At 40.0% G+C, this 14,040-nt stretch carries 12 protein-coding genes and 1 other annotated feature (1 of these 13 only partly in view); of the genes, 5 read left to right on the forward strand and 7 right to left on the reverse strand.

The annotated features are described in order from the left end of the window. Nucleotides 1-170: 170 nt before the first annotated feature. Nucleotides 171-1,670, forward strand: a complete 1,500-nt coding sequence (locus tag IGI46_RS01280) for a UDP-N-acetylmuramoyl-L-alanyl-D-glutamate--L-lysine ligase (protein ID WP_429964546.1) — start codon at nucleotides 171-173, stop codon at nucleotides 1,668-1,670. 126 nt (nucleotides 1,671-1,796) lie between these two features. Here the strand turns inward: IGI46_RS01280 and IGI46_RS01285 are convergent, their stop codons facing one another. From IGI46_RS01285 to IGI46_RS01295, 3 genes are read right to left on the reverse strand one after another with little or no spacing between them, the layout of a single operon-like run. Continuing rightward, a complete protein-coding gene (locus IGI46_RS01285) occupies nucleotides 1,797-2,735 on the reverse strand; it encodes a metal ABC transporter substrate-binding lipoprotein (protein ID WP_429964547.1) in 939 nt (312 codons plus the stop codon). After that, nucleotides 2,732-3,574, reverse strand: a complete 843-nt coding sequence (locus tag IGI46_RS01290; RefSeq protein ID WP_429964548.1) for a metal ABC transporter permease subunit — start codon at nucleotides 3,572-3,574, stop codon at nucleotides 2,732-2,734. Before IGI46_RS01290 ends, IGI46_RS01285 begins: the two co-directional genes overlap by 4 nt. Further along, entirely contained in the window at nucleotides 3,564-4,298 is a 735-nt protein-coding gene (locus IGI46_RS01295) for a metal ABC transporter ATP-binding protein (protein WP_207703058.1), read from the reverse strand. Before IGI46_RS01295 ends, IGI46_RS01290 begins: the two co-directional genes overlap by 11 nt. Before the next feature lie 221 nt (nucleotides 4,299-4,519). Here IGI46_RS01295 and IGI46_RS01300 point away from each other — a divergent pair, with 221 nt between their 5' ends. Continuing rightward, the gene (locus IGI46_RS01300) at nucleotides 4,520-5,620 is read left to right on the forward strand and encodes a glycerol dehydrogenase (RefSeq protein ID WP_429964549.1); all 1,101 of its coding nucleotides are present in this window, start codon (nucleotides 4,520-4,522) and stop codon (nucleotides 5,618-5,620) included. Between the two features lie 42 nt (nucleotides 5,621-5,662). Here IGI46_RS01300 and leuS read toward each other — a convergent pair whose 3' ends face one another. Continuing rightward, nucleotides 5,663-8,176, reverse strand: a complete 2,514-nt coding sequence (gene leuS, locus IGI46_RS01305; RefSeq protein WP_429964550.1) for a leucine--tRNA ligase — start codon at nucleotides 8,174-8,176, stop codon at nucleotides 5,663-5,665. Between the two features lie 50 nt (nucleotides 8,177-8,226). Beyond that, nucleotides 8,227-8,420, reverse strand: a binding site (T-box leader). 133 nt (nucleotides 8,421-8,553) lie between these two features. On the opposite strand from leuS, the gene IGI46_RS01310 reads away from it, so the two are divergent. The 3 genes from IGI46_RS01310 to IGI46_RS01320 are packed head-to-tail and all read left to right on the forward strand — an operon-like array spanning nucleotide 8,554 to nucleotide 10,740. Next, entirely contained in the window at nucleotides 8,554-9,210 is a 657-nt protein-coding gene (locus IGI46_RS01310; RefSeq protein ID WP_429972685.1) for a phosphatase PAP2 family protein, read from the forward strand. Continuing rightward, nucleotides 9,210-10,190 carry a TIGR01212 family radical SAM protein gene (locus IGI46_RS01315; protein ID WP_429964993.1) on the forward strand — a complete coding sequence of 327 codons (981 nt, stop codon included), beginning with the start codon at nucleotides 9,210-9,212 and terminating at the stop codon, nucleotides 10,188-10,190. The genes IGI46_RS01310 and IGI46_RS01315 overlap by 1 nt, the downstream gene beginning before the upstream one ends. After that, nucleotides 10,165-10,740, forward strand: a complete 576-nt coding sequence (locus tag IGI46_RS01320; RefSeq protein ID WP_429972686.1) for a class I SAM-dependent methyltransferase — start codon at nucleotides 10,165-10,167, stop codon at nucleotides 10,738-10,740. The genes IGI46_RS01315 and IGI46_RS01320 overlap by 26 nt, the downstream gene beginning before the upstream one ends. Here the strand turns inward: IGI46_RS01320 and IGI46_RS01325 are convergent. The 3 genes from IGI46_RS01325 to metK form a co-directional block, all read right to left on the reverse strand. Next, nucleotides 10,737-11,522 (reverse strand): alpha/beta hydrolase, encoded by a 786-nt coding sequence (locus IGI46_RS01325; RefSeq protein WP_429964553.1) that lies wholly within the window; start codon nucleotides 11,520-11,522, stop codon nucleotides 10,737-10,739. The genes IGI46_RS01320 and IGI46_RS01325 overlap by 4 nt on opposite strands. 55 nt (nucleotides 11,523-11,577) lie before the next feature. Then, nucleotides 11,578-13,050 carry an MDR family MFS transporter gene (locus IGI46_RS01330; RefSeq protein WP_429964554.1) on the reverse strand — a complete coding sequence of 491 codons (1,473 nt, stop codon included), beginning with the start codon at nucleotides 13,048-13,050 and terminating at the stop codon, nucleotides 11,578-11,580. 102 nt (nucleotides 13,051-13,152) lie between these two features. After that, nucleotides 13,153-14,040: the 3' portion of a methionine adenosyltransferase gene (gene metK, locus IGI46_RS01335; RefSeq protein ID WP_429964555.1), read on the reverse strand. The gene runs 303 nt beyond the window's last position; only the last 888 of its 1,191 coding nucleotides appear in the window; its start codon lies off the right edge, out of view; it ends in the stop codon at nucleotides 13,153-13,155.

Below are 14,040 nucleotides of genomic sequence, written 5' to 3' on the forward strand. Positions count from 1 at the left end.
TCCATTTTTGCCATAAATTGATTATAATAATAAGAAAATATGCGGTCAACTAGCAAAAGCTGAAGTTTGCTGATTTTCTCATAAAGCCTTCATGAACTTTGACCTTTTTTACACTGCATAATAATCGCTGTGCTATAATAACTTAGACAAAATGTAACGGAGGTTGCTGCATGACTTTAACATTGACGCAGATCCAAACAATTTTAGAAAAAGAAAACCTATTACGAGAGTTTATTACACCAGCTAAATGGTGCTTGACGGCTCCCTTTGAAAAAAACTTTCAGCAATTGTCCTACGATTCCCGTCAAGTGGATGAGAACACTTTATTCTTCTGTAAAGGAAATAATTTCAAGCAGGATTACTTGGAGCAAGCATTAGAACAAGGATTGTCCGTTTATATTGCTGAACAAGCTTACGAGGTAGATGCGGAGTTAGCTATCATCGTTCATGACATTCGAAAAGCCTTGGCTGTTTTAAGTATGGCCTTTTATGATCATCCCCAGGAAAAACTGAAAATCATTGGTATTACTGGAACCAAAGGCAAAACAACCACAGCCTATTTCGCCAAAAAAATTCTGGACCGTTCGAATGGGCAAAAAACAGCTTTATTCTCTACATTAAGTACTACCTTAGATGGCATTACTTTCTTCAAGTCACAATTGACAACGCCAGAATCTTTAGAGCTGTACAAGATGATGCATCAAGCAGTGGGAAATGGTATGACTCATCTTGTAATGGAGGTTTCTTCACAAGCTTACAAAGTGGCTCGAGTCTATGGGTTGACGTTTGATGTAGGTATTTTCTTAAATATTTCACCAGATCATATCGGACCGATAGAGCATCCTACCTTTGAGGATTATTTCTACTGCAAACGTCAGCTGATTGCTAATTCAAAAAAAGTTGTTTTGCAAAACGAGACAGACCATAGTGATTTGCTGCTGGAAATGGCTCAACAACGAAATATCCCTGTTATTACCTATGGCGATATGGGAGCTGATTACCATGTTGAACCATTGGAGCATCCCTTATCTTTCGTTTTGCAAGCTGAAGCAGATGATTTAGGTCTTAATGGTGAATACACTATACGTTTAGCGGGAGATTTTAACAAAGAAAATGCTTCGGCCGCTTTAATTGCCAGCCGATTGGTAGGTGCAGATCTTGCCAATGCTAAAAAAGGACTAGCAGAAGCACTAGTTCCTGGTCGGATGAATCTTTTAATTAAAGAAAATGGCGCCCACATTTATGTAGATTATGCTCACAATTATTTGAGCATGAAGACGATCCTATCCTTTGCCAAGGATAACCATCCTAAAGGTAAAATTACCGTCGTCACTGGTTCTACCGGTAACAAAGCCGAATCCCGCCGTGAAGGACTGGGACAAGCGATTGGCGAATTTGCCGATGCAGCCATTCTTACTATGGACGATTCTAACTTTGAAGATCCGAAAAAAATTGCCGATGAAATCCAAGAGGCGATTCAAAACGAGCAAGTTTCTGTTTCTTATATTGAAGATCGTAAACGAGCAATTTTACAAGCTATAGAAGCTGCTGGCCCTAATGATGCCGTTATCTTAGCTGGTAAAGGAACTGACAACTATATGACCTTAAACGGAAAAGACGAGTTTTACGAAGGCGATTATGTCATTGTAGAGAATTACTTAAACAAATAACCTGACACCAGAAGAGGACCTAAAATGTGCCCATTTTAGGTCCTCTTTTTCAACTGGTATTACGCTGTCAGTGCCTTCAAACAAGAAAAAAATACTCCATCTTACAAGACAGAGTACTTTCCTTTTTTATTGGGATAAACCTTCCGAGATCTTATCCAGATTCCATTTCATCATGGCGTAATAGCTGTCGCCATCTTCACCCTTTTCAGCAACGGAGTCAGTGAAAATCTTGGCATAAATTGGGATATTCGTATCCTTGGAAACAGTCTTCATTGGTTTCTCATTTACACTGCTTTCAACAAATAAAGACGGAACATTGCTAGCACGTAAATTTTGAACGAGTTCCTTAATTTGATCAGGGGTTCCCTCTTCTTCTGTATTGATCTCCCAAATATATGCACTTGGAATATTGTAAGCCTTGGAGAAGTATTTGAAACAGCCTTCACTAGTAACGATCATTTTCTTGTCTTCAGGAATTGCGGCGAATTTTTCCTTAGCCTCTTGATCCAATGTGCTTAATTTATCTACATATTTGTTAAGATTCGCTTGATAGAATTCTTGATTGTCAGGATCCTTGGCTGAAAGCTGCTTCTCAATATTCTTGGCGTAGATAATGCCATTTTCCAGATTTAGCCAGGCATGTGGGTCTTCTTTTCCTTTTTCGCTTTGTCCTTCTAAATAAATGACTTCAACACCATCACTAACTGCGAAGTAGTCCTGATCCTTTTTCTTATTGGCATTGTCCACCAGTTTGGTAAACCAGGCATTCCCACCGGTTTCCAGATTAATGCCATTGTAGAAAATGACATCGGCTTTACTGGTCTTTTGCACATCCTCTGGCAAAGGCTCATATTCATGAGGATCCTTCCCCACCGGCACAATACTATGCAAATCAATTCGATCCTGTCCAATTGTTTTAGCCATATCAGCTAAGATCGAATTGGTTACGACCACTTTCAATTTTCCATTATCCTCTTCTTTAGTGGAAGCAGATTCGGAGGAACATGCGGCAAATATCACTAGGCCTAGAATGGCGAATAGACTACTCTTTAAAATTTTTTTCATTCACTTGCTACCTTCTTTCGTAAAAAATTTTGTTTTGGTGACACAAAGAAACTGATGATAAAGAAGCTGGTTGCTGTTAAGACGATGCAGGATCCGACAGCAATATTGAATGTATAACCGATAAACAGCCCCAGCAAAGAAGACAGAGCCCCCAGACAAGCAGAAATCAGCATCATGGTCTTCAAGCTATTTGAATACAAATAAGCGGTTGCTGCTGGTGTAATCAGCATAGCTACGATCAAAATAGTTCCAACACTTTGCATTGCTGTTACTGCTACCAAAGTCAGCAGGATCATCAGTAAATAATGGTAAAAATTTACCTTCATTCCTAATGCTTTGGCCATTAGTGGGTCAAAGGAAGTAATTAGCAGCTCCTTAAAGAATAAAATAATTACGGTCAACACAATGACTGCTACACCAATCGTGATCCATTTATCAATGTCTTGTACCGCTAAAATATTCCCAAATAGGATATGGAATAAGTCTGTCGAACTGTTGGCAACTCCGATTAAGATTACTCCTAATGCTAAAAATGAACTGAAGGTAATCCCAATTGCTGTATCTCCCTTCACTACACTATTGCTTTTGATGAAAGTGATGATAACTGAAGCTAAAATTCCAAAAGTAATGGCCCCTATAAAGAAATTAATTCCTAATATGTAGGAAATCGCCACTCCCGGCAGAACCGCATGAGAAATAGCATCCCCCATTAAAGACATCCCTCGTAAGATAATAAAGCAGCCTACCACCCCGGAAACAACGCCAATAACTAAAGCGGTGATTAAGGCATTTTGCAGAAAATGAAACTCCTGCAATCCTTCAATAAAATTAGCTAGCATGGCGAACTTCCTCTCCGATAAAAATCGTATCGCCATATGCTCGAATCAAATTGGCTTTACGAAACGTTTCCTTTGTTTTTCCCACTGCAATCAATTCCTTATTCAGCAAAATGACCTGATCAAAGTAAGTTTCAACTTTACCCAAATCATGGTGGACAATCAGAATTGTTTTGCCTTGTTTCTTTAGCTGTTGCAATGTTTGCATGATAATGCCTTCGCTGACGGAGTCAATCCCTACAAAGGGCTCATCAAGAAAAATATAATCCGCCTGTTGAACTAAGCAACGTGCAACTAGCACCCGTTGAAATTGTCCCCCTGACAACTCGCTGATTTGGCGATCCGCATATTTTTCCATACCTACCTCTGTTAAAGCTGCTTGAACATCTTGCCACTGTTTAGCACCAAGTCGCTTAAATAAACCTACTGCTGGAAAAGTTCCTAAAGAAACGCACTCCTTAACTGTAATAGGAAAAGTAAAATCAAGCGCGCTTTTTTGTTCCACATAAGCGATAGAACTTAGTCGTTTCGTTGCAGCTTCTCCATCTATCACGGCATTCCCACTATGAGGAACTATATTTAAAATGGCCTTCAGTAACGTTGACTTCCCAGCACCATTGGGTCCGATAACCCCAGTAATGGTTGGTCCCTCCAGCGAAAGATTAATATCCTCCAGAGCTGTTCCTTGATTGTTGTAGCTGACGTTAATATTTTCACAGATAATCATTTTTACCCACCTCGAATGAATTGATAATAATTCTCATTTTCTATAGTTTTAGGTTAGCCTAATTTCGCAGATAAGTCAACTCTAACATTTAATTCAAGCACAACTTATATTTTCTAGAAAATTTCAATGGCGGATTTCAAATTGGGGTGAAAGCATTTTTTTGGATGTCTGTTAATTTCTATGACAAACTAAATGTATTCATTTAAATGGAGGGAAGAACGATGGAAAAAATTTTTGCAAGTCCGTCCCGCTATGTCCAAGGCAAAGGGATGCTGAAAAATGGTATGAAGTACATCAAAGCCTTGGGATCGAATGTATTAATTATTACTGATAAAGATGTCTGGGAAATTGTTGGTGAAGAGTTATTTGAAACAATGAAAAACGAAGACATGAAACCAATCAAAGAAATTTTTGGCGGTGAAGCTTCAGAAGACGAAATTGAACGAATTGGAAAAAAAGCTGAAGAAGAAGATATTGCTGTCATCGTCGCATTAGGCGGTGGGAAGGCTATTGATACTGGCAAGGCAGTGGCTGATAATTTCAATTTGCCAATCGCAGTACTGCCAACCGTTGCTTCAACCGATGCGCCTACCTCATCACTTTCAGTCATTTATTCTGATGAAGGGAAATTTGAAGGCTATCGTTTTTATGAAAAAAATCCGGATTTAGTTTTGATTGATACCGAAGTTGTCGCTAATGCTCCAGCCGAATTATTGGCAGCTGGTATTGCGGATGCTTTAGCTACCTTAGTCGAGGCTCGTGCAGTTGCCCAAAGCCATAGTGAAACGATGGCTGGCGGTGCTCAAACTGCAGCAGCGATGGCAATTGCTGAAAAATGCGAGGAAATCATTTTTGAAAATGCGTTCAAAGCGATGGAAGCAAACCGGGCCAACGTTGTTACTGATGCCTTTGAACAAATTGTAGAAGCCAATACATTATTAAGCGGATTAGGTTTTGAAAGTGCTGGTTTAGCCGCAGCCCATGCCATCCATAACGGCTTTACTGTTTTAGATGGCAAAATTCACGAGTTGTCTCATGGCGAAAAAGTGGCTTATGGAACCTTGACTCAATTGATGCTAGAAAATGCCCCACAGGAAGAATTAGATAAATATATTGATTTATATCAGACACTCGATTTGCCAACAACCTTGGAGGACATGTATTTGGCTGATGCTCCTTACGAGGATTTGATTAAGATTGGCGAACAGGCCACAATTGAAGAGGAAACAATTCACACTATGCCGATGAAAGTCTCGGCTGATGATGTGGCCGCAGCTCTAAAGGCTGTGGATGCCTATGTAACGATGTATCATCCTAAATAAAAAATGAAGCTGTCTCGCATTGAGACAGCTTCATTTTTTTGTTTAATTAGCCACAATGTTGACTAATTTATTTGGTACCACGATCACTTTACGAACAGATTTGCCTTCAATATTGCGCAAAATGTTTTCGTCAGCCATAGCTAGTTTTTCTAGTTCTTCTTTCTCCAGATCAACCGCTACGGTCAGCTTACTGCGGACTTTACCGTTCACCTGAAGGATTACTTCAATTTCATTTTCCACCAAAGCTTCTTCATCATGAATTGGCCAAGGAACATAAGAAATTCCTTCTTCATGTCCTAGAATTTGCCATAGTTCTTCACTAATGTGCGGTGCAATTGGTGCCAACAACTGAACAAAACCTTCTACGTATTCGTAGGTTAAGGCATCTACTTTATAAGCTTCGTTAACAAAGACCATCAATTGAGAAATAGCCGTATTGAAATGCAGATTCTCGATATCTTCCGTCACTTTTTTAACGGTTTGATTGTAGACTTTCGTCAATTTTCCGTCATTAATCTTAGTAATGTGATCTCGCATCTTCCCTTGATCGTCAACAATCAAGCGCCATACTCGATCCAAGAATTTGCGGCTGCCTTCTAATCCATTTTCGCTCCATGGAATGGCCGCATCTAATGGTCCCATGAACATTTCATAGGTACGCAACGTATCGGCACCATATTTTTGAATGACATCATCTGGGTTGACGACGTTTTTCAATGATTTACTCATTTTCGCTGGAGCTTCTTCCAGCTCTTCACCAGTTTCCACGTTGAACCAGCCACCGTCACCTTTTTCAACCAGATTGGTCGGAACTAATGCCCCACGTTCATCACGGAAACTTTGTCCCAAAATCATTCCTTGATTGTACAGTTTTTGGAATGGTTCTTCTGTTGGAACCACACCGATATCGTACAAGAATTTGTGCCAGAAACGAGCATATAACAAATGCAATACTGCGTGCTCAGCCCCGCCAATATAAAGATCAACTGGCATCCAACGTTCCAGCTTTTCAAAATCCGCTAAGGTTTCTTTGTTATGAGGGTCAATAAAACGCAAGAAATACCAAGAGCTGCCCGCCCATTGCGGCATCGTATTGGTTTCTCGGCGACCCTTCATTCCTGTCTCAGGATCAACAACATTGACCCATTCCTCGATATTAGCCAGCGGCGATTCACCAGTTCCGCTTGGTTGAATATTCTCCGTTTTAGGCAGGATCAATGGCAGCTCATAATCAGGAACTAATCCTGTAGTGCCATCCTCCCAATGAATTACAGGAATTGGTTCACCCCAGTAGCGCTGACGGGAGAACAACCAATCCCGCAAACGATAGCTGACCTCTTTTTTACCGCAGTTATGTTCTTCCAGCCAAGCAACCATTTTGTCAATTGCTTCCTGTTTATCCAACCCATTAAGGAAATCAGAATTGATATGTTCCCCATCGCCAGTGTAGGCTTCTTGTTCAATGTCACCACCTGCTAAAACAGGAACAATCTCTAAGCCAAATGTTCTAGCAAATTCATAGTCACGTTCATCATGAGCAGGAACCGCCATGATCGCACCAGTACCATAAGAAGCTAATACATAGTCTGCAATCCAAATCGGAATTTCCTTGCCATTAACTGGATTGATAGCATAAGCTCCGGTAAAGACACCTGTTTTTTCTTTAGCCAAATCCGTTCGATTCAGCTCCGATTTTTTCGCTGCTTCGACTTTATAAGCTTCTACTGCTTCTTGATGCTCAGGTGTTGTAATTTTTCCAACTAAATCCAACTCTGGTGCTAACACTGCATAAGTAGCTCCAAATAAAGTATCAGGACGAGTTGTGAAAACGGTGAATTCTTCTTCTGAATTCGCAACTTTAAAGGTCACATTGGCGCCAATTGAGCGTCCAATCCAATTGCGCTGCATTTCTTTAATGTTTTCTGGCCAGTCAACCAATTCTAAATCATCTAATAGACGATCAGCATAAGCCGTGATCTTAAGCATCCATTGACGCATTGGCTTACGAACAACATCGTATCCGCCACGTTCACTTTTACCATCAATTACTTCTTCATTAGAAATAACTGTTCCCAATTCAGGTACCCAGTTCACGGGAACTTCCGCCTCATAAGCCAAGCCCTTTTCATACATTTGCTCAAAAATCCATTGTGTCCATTTATAATATTCTGGATCAGTCGTATTAAGTTCGCGGTTCCAGTCATAACTAAAGCCTAATGAGTTAATCTGACGCTTGAAAGTTTCAATATTTTTCTTAGTAAATTCAGCCGGATCATTGCCGGTATCTAATGCATATTGTTCTGCTGGCAAACCAAAGGCATCCCACCCCATTGGATGAAGCACATTAAAGCCTTGTGCTCGTTTCATGCGTGAAATAATATCCGTTGCCGTATAGCCTTCAGGATGGCCTACATGCAAGCCTTGTCCTGATGGATAGGGAAACATGTCTAATGCATAGAAATTGGGACTCTCTGGATCATCATGGGTATTAAAGACATTGTGCTTAGCCCAGTATTTCTGCCATTTCTTTTCAATCTCTTTATGATTGTAACTCACTGCTCTTCCTCCTAATTTGTATTAAAAAAAGTCCTATAGAAGCCAATCTTCTATAGGACGTTGAAAACGTGGTACCACCTATGTTTATCTGGCTTACGCCAAACCTCAAAGAGATAACGGTCACTTTACCGGATCCTATTGATCATGCTCAAAGGTAAGTTCAAAGGCCTTGCATGTACACTCACAGCAACCGCGTACTCTCTGAAATGCCAAAACTTCTACTACTCCTTGTCAACGCATCAGTATTCAAGTAGTTTCATCTTAGCAGATTCCCTTGATAAATTCAATTTAATTCCTTTTTAAGAATCAGAAAAATCGCTAAAGCCTCTTTAGGCTCATGGTATAATAAATGGCGTTTAGTATAGAAAGGAATTATCATGAAAAATAAACCTTATTATCATTTAGCTGGCAGCTTCACGTTGCTGCTGTTTGCTGCACTTTGCTACATTGTGCGTTTTTATCCAACAACCTTGAAGGGCTTTGATAAGACTATTATCCAAGGTGTTCACAGTCTGGCACCTGCCATGGATACATTTTTTCTATGGGTAACAAAATTTGCCAACCCTTTGACTATTGTTATCTTGGCCGCTGTATTTTTAGGATTATTCTGGTTTAGCCAAGAAAGGATCACAGCAATTTGGTTAGGTGCTAACTTAGTAATTATCAGTGGTGTCGTTAATCAGCTGTTAAAGTTATTCTTTCAACGTGCACGCCCGACCATTCTACCTCATATGGTCACTGAACATAGCTACAGCTTTCCAAGTGGTCATTCAGTAACTAGTATGATTTTGTACGGAACACTAATTTTTACAACAGGACTATTTATCAAAAATAAATTTTGGCAGTATGCTCTGCAAATTTTATTGGGTTTATTGATCCTTGGTATCGGAGTAAGTCGGATTTATTTGGGTGTTCATTTCCCAACCGACGTATTAGGTGGTTTTTTACTAGGAATTAGCTGGCTGCTGTTCACCTATCCTTATTACCGCCAACAAAAATTAGTTTACGATTTAAAAACCATTGGGAGGAAATAATTGTGTTTACCTATACGGATGATCCCACCAAACGTTATCACTCTTGGAATTATGCCCTGCGTCAAGAATTCGGTGGAAAAATTTTTAAGGTTCCAGTAGATGGCGGATTTGATTGCCCAAACCGTGATGGTACTGCTGCTCATGGTGGTTGCACCTTTTGCAGTGTCTCTGGATCTGGTGACATGATTGTTGCTCCCAGTGACCCTTTGCCACTACAGTTTCAAAAAGAAATTGATATGATGCATTTGAAATGGCCAAGCGTCAATCAATACATTGTCTATTTTCAAAATTTTACTAATACACATGCCCCTGTCGAAGTCATTCGCGAACGTTTTGAGCAGGTCGTTAATTTACCTGGTGTCGTGGGTCTTTCAGTAGGGACCCGTCCTGATTGTTTGCCAAACGAGGTAGTGGAATATTTAGCTGAGTTGAACCAACGAATGTATTTATGGGTCGAACTGGGCCTGCAAACAACTTTTGAGGAAACTAGCAATGCAATCAATCGTGCCCATGATTATTCTACTTATACCGATGCAGTTGCTCGATTACGCAAGCATAACATCAATGTATGCACTCACTTAATTAATGGATTGCCGGGAGAGTCGCTGGAAATGATGCGAGAAAATGTAAAGCGGACCATTTTAGATTCCGATATTCAAGGAATTAAACTTCACCTGTTGCATCTGATGCGTAACACTCGTATGTTGCGCGATTATGCTGAAGGCAAGCTGCAACTGATGACTCGAGAAGATTACGTTTCTGTTATCTGTGATCAGTTGGAAATGATACCTGAGGAGATTATCATCCATCGCTTAACAGGGGATGCACCCTGGGATTCCTTAGTGGGACCTATGTGGAGTCTCAAAAAATGGGAAGTTCTAAATGCTATCGATCAAGAAATGCTTTGGCGAAATTCTTATCAAGGAAAGTTCAATGCTAGACAGGAGAATAGCCATGCTGCAAACAGCCTTACGCTATAGTCATACCCTACTCAAAGAAATTATTAAACCTGGTGATCACGTCATTGATGCCACCATGGGAAACGGCAATGATACACTTTTTTTGGCTGAATTAGTAGGAAACGATGGACAGGTTTATGCTTTTGATATTCAAGAGCAAGCCTTAACTAAAACCGAAGAAAAGTTAGGTGCATTGATTACCCGTTCTTCGCTTTTCTTAGCTGGACACGAAACCATTGAAACCACAATCGCTGAAAGTCAGCCAATTCAAGCAGCCATTTTCAATCTCGGTTATTTACCTAGCAGTGACAAGAAAATTATCACTTTACCTGATACAACTAAGCAAGCGATGAAAGCCATTTTGAAACGTCTATCTTCTGGTGGTCGAATGATTTTAGTCATTTACTACGGCCATGATGGAGGGAATCAGGAAAAGAATGCCGTACTCGATTATTGCACAAACTTGCCGCAAGAAAACTATAGCGTTCTTACCTATCAATTCATCAATCAAAAAAATAATCCCCCTATTTTGGTTTGTGTAGAAAAAAAAAAGCAGCTAGGAAATTCCTAGTTGCCTTTTAGCATCCATTCTAATACTCGTTGAATCCAATGATCCCAAAATATCCAATTATGTTCTCCTGGACCATCTTCAAAGGTAACAGCCCAATCCTTTTCCGCTAACTTTGCCGCCATAAACTGACTAGCAGGATATAAGAAATCCTCTGTACCACAAGCTAAAAAGAAGTGAGGTGCTTCATCTTTGCTTGCTGCCAACTCTTCAACCATAGTCATTGGATCATTAGCTGAACCCTTGATTTGATCTAACGGACCAAAAATTCCTTCCCAGTAAGCAGCTTTGCGGGTTGTTAATAGAGCATCAACGTTATTCAAAATCAATGCTCCAGATAAAGAAGCCACTGCTGCGAACATTTCTGGTTTACGCAGACCTAACTTTAATGCACCATAGCCACCCATAGATAAACCAGCAGCATAAGTCTTTTCCCGTTTATAAGTGATCTGAGGAAACAGCTCATGTACGATCTTTGGCAACTCCTCAGATAAAAAAGTCCAATAATTCATATCATAAGTTGTATCCGTATAAAAACCTAAATCAGTCGATGGCATAACCACCGCCAATTGATAAATAGATGCATAACGTTCAATGGAGGTTCGGCGTTCCCAAACACTATGATTGCCGCCCATCCCATGAAGCAAGTACAAAACCGGTACATCTTCAGTTACTCCCTGCGTTACGGTTCCGATTTTTTTATGGGTAGTTTGCGGCAACAGTACATTCATTGATACTTCCATTTCCAATACGTTGGAATAAACATTTACTTGCAAGAAAGCCATTCCTTTTCCTCCTTGTTCAGCTCGCTCTTTCATCGAACAGGGCTAAAATCCTTTTTTATAGTGTATCACTTTCTCGCTTTTTGCCAACCGATAATGTAAAAACAAACGCTAAAATGATCAAAATCAACCCTGCCAGATAAACGAGATGCAAACCATTAAACAAAACTCCTCTTAATTTCTCACGCAGCATGGGTTCAATTTGCATTGCCGTATGAGGATTAATCAACTTATTCATAATATCAGGATCACCGATCACACCAACGGTCGGTAGTCTGTGAGCGATTTGAATATTCATAATAATTCCAAAAATTGAAACCATGACTGTTTGTCCAATCGTTCGCGACAAGGTATTGAATGAAGTAGCCACTCCAACCTCATTTTGCGGAACGCTATTTTGTGCCTCAACGGTTGTTGTAGTTAACGACAAACCATAACCCAAGCCCAACACACCCGAAATAATGAAGAATAACCAAAACGGACTATGAATCGGTAAAATCAGCAAGGTTGCTGCCCCTAGCATGATGACCATCAAACCGATAGCCAATACTCGTTTTGCAGCCATACGAACCAACAAGCGACCAGATAAAAAGGAACCCACCATCCAAATGATTGATAACGGGGCCATGACCAATCCACCAATTGCAGCAGATTTACCCAAAACACCTTGCATCCACATCGGAATGTAGACATCCAAACCCATCAAAAACCCACTAATTAAGAAAGCTACACCATTCACTAGCATAAAAGCCGTATTCCTAAACAAACTCAAATCAATCACGGGGTCCTCTGCACGTTTCTCTGCAAAAACGAACGTCCCTCCAAAAACTAGTGTTAGTAAAAACAGAATTATTACCTGTGAACTTATGCCCTTATCACCTAAAAACTGAAACCCAAGCAATAAGCTTACCAACGTCAACATCAACGAAATACTGCCGAAAAAGTCCATTTCTTTGGTGCTCTTTTCCCTTTTCTCTTCCACTAAAAAGTATTGCATCAAGAAAATCAGACCAATCCCTATTGGCACATTAATAAAGAAAATCCAATGCCAGCCAATTGTATCAACAATAAATCCTCCCGCTAAAGGTCCCAGTACACTAGAAATTCCCCATGCAGCATTATTTAAACCCAAAATTTTTGTTCGCTGCTCAAACTCATACATATCCGCAATGATGGTTAAGGCTACTGGCATAATCGCTCCAGCACCAATTCCCTGAATTGCTCGGGAAATAATTAAGGTCATCATGCTATTCGAAAATCCGCATAAAGCCGATCCTAAAACAAAAATAATAATCCCTGCAATAAAAATAGGCTTACGACCTATTTTATCCGCAAGCTTACCATAAATCGGTGTCATCATCGCATTGGTTAATAAATAAATTGAAAATACCCAGTTCATAATCTCCATGCCATGAAGCAAACCGACAATCGTTGGCATTGCAGTAGTAACAATCGTTCCTTCAATTGCAGTCATAAAAGTAGCTATAAAAATTCCAGTAGTTACTAATTTTTTATTCGTTTTTCTTTCCATTTTCCCCTCCTATTAACAGAAAAAAGACGGTCCTACTGATCAAGATGATCAACAGAAACCGCCTCTTTACTCCATAGATTTATTTTCTACGTCTGTACGATTTTATTTTATGTTTAAGCTTTTCTTTAATGCATCAACTTTATCTGTTTGCTCCCAAGGAAGCTCTATATCTGTTCGGCCAAAATGCCCGTAAGCAGCTGTTTGACTATAGATCGGACGCTGCAAATCTAACATTTCAATAATGCCCGCAGGACGCAAATCAAAGTTCTCACGAATCGCTTCAATCAGTTTCTCTTCAGAAACTGAAGCTGTGTCAAAAGTATTGACTGAAATAGAAACAGGTTGCGCGACACCAATCGCATAAGCCAATTGAACTTCTACTTTTTCAGCTAAACCAGCTGCAACTATATTTTTCGCGATATAACGTGCTGCGTAAGAAGCTGAACGATCAACCTTTGTTGCATCTTTACCAGAAAATGCACCACCACCATGACGAGAATAACCGCCATACGTATCAACAATGATTTTACGGCCAGTTAATCCAGCATCTCCTTGAGGCCCGCCGATTACAAAGCGACCTGTTGGATTAATGAAGTAACGTGTTTTTTTATCCAGTAAACTGGCAGGAATGACATGATTGATTACTTTTTCCATGACATCCTTTTGAATGGTAGCATTATCAACCTCTTCAGTATGTTGAGTGCTAATAACAACTGTATCCACACGTAATGGTTTTCCTTCTTCATCGTACTCAACCGTTACTTGCGATTTAGCATCTGGACCTAAATAAGCCACTTCTTCAGACTTACGCAAATCAGCCAATCGTTTCACCAAATGATGACTCAATGAAATAGGTAAAGGCATCAATTCAGGTGTTTCATCAACTGCAAAACCAAACATTAACCCTTGATCTCCAGCACCGATTTCATCTAAATTCTGATCTTTTCCACGTATCTCCAACGCTTCATCAACACCTTGAGCAATGTCTGG

Source organism: Enterococcus sp. AZ163, from assembly GCF_050498925.1.
Taxonomy (GTDB): domain Bacteria; phylum Bacillota; class Bacilli; order Lactobacillales; family Enterococcaceae; genus Enterococcus_A; species Enterococcus_A ferrettii.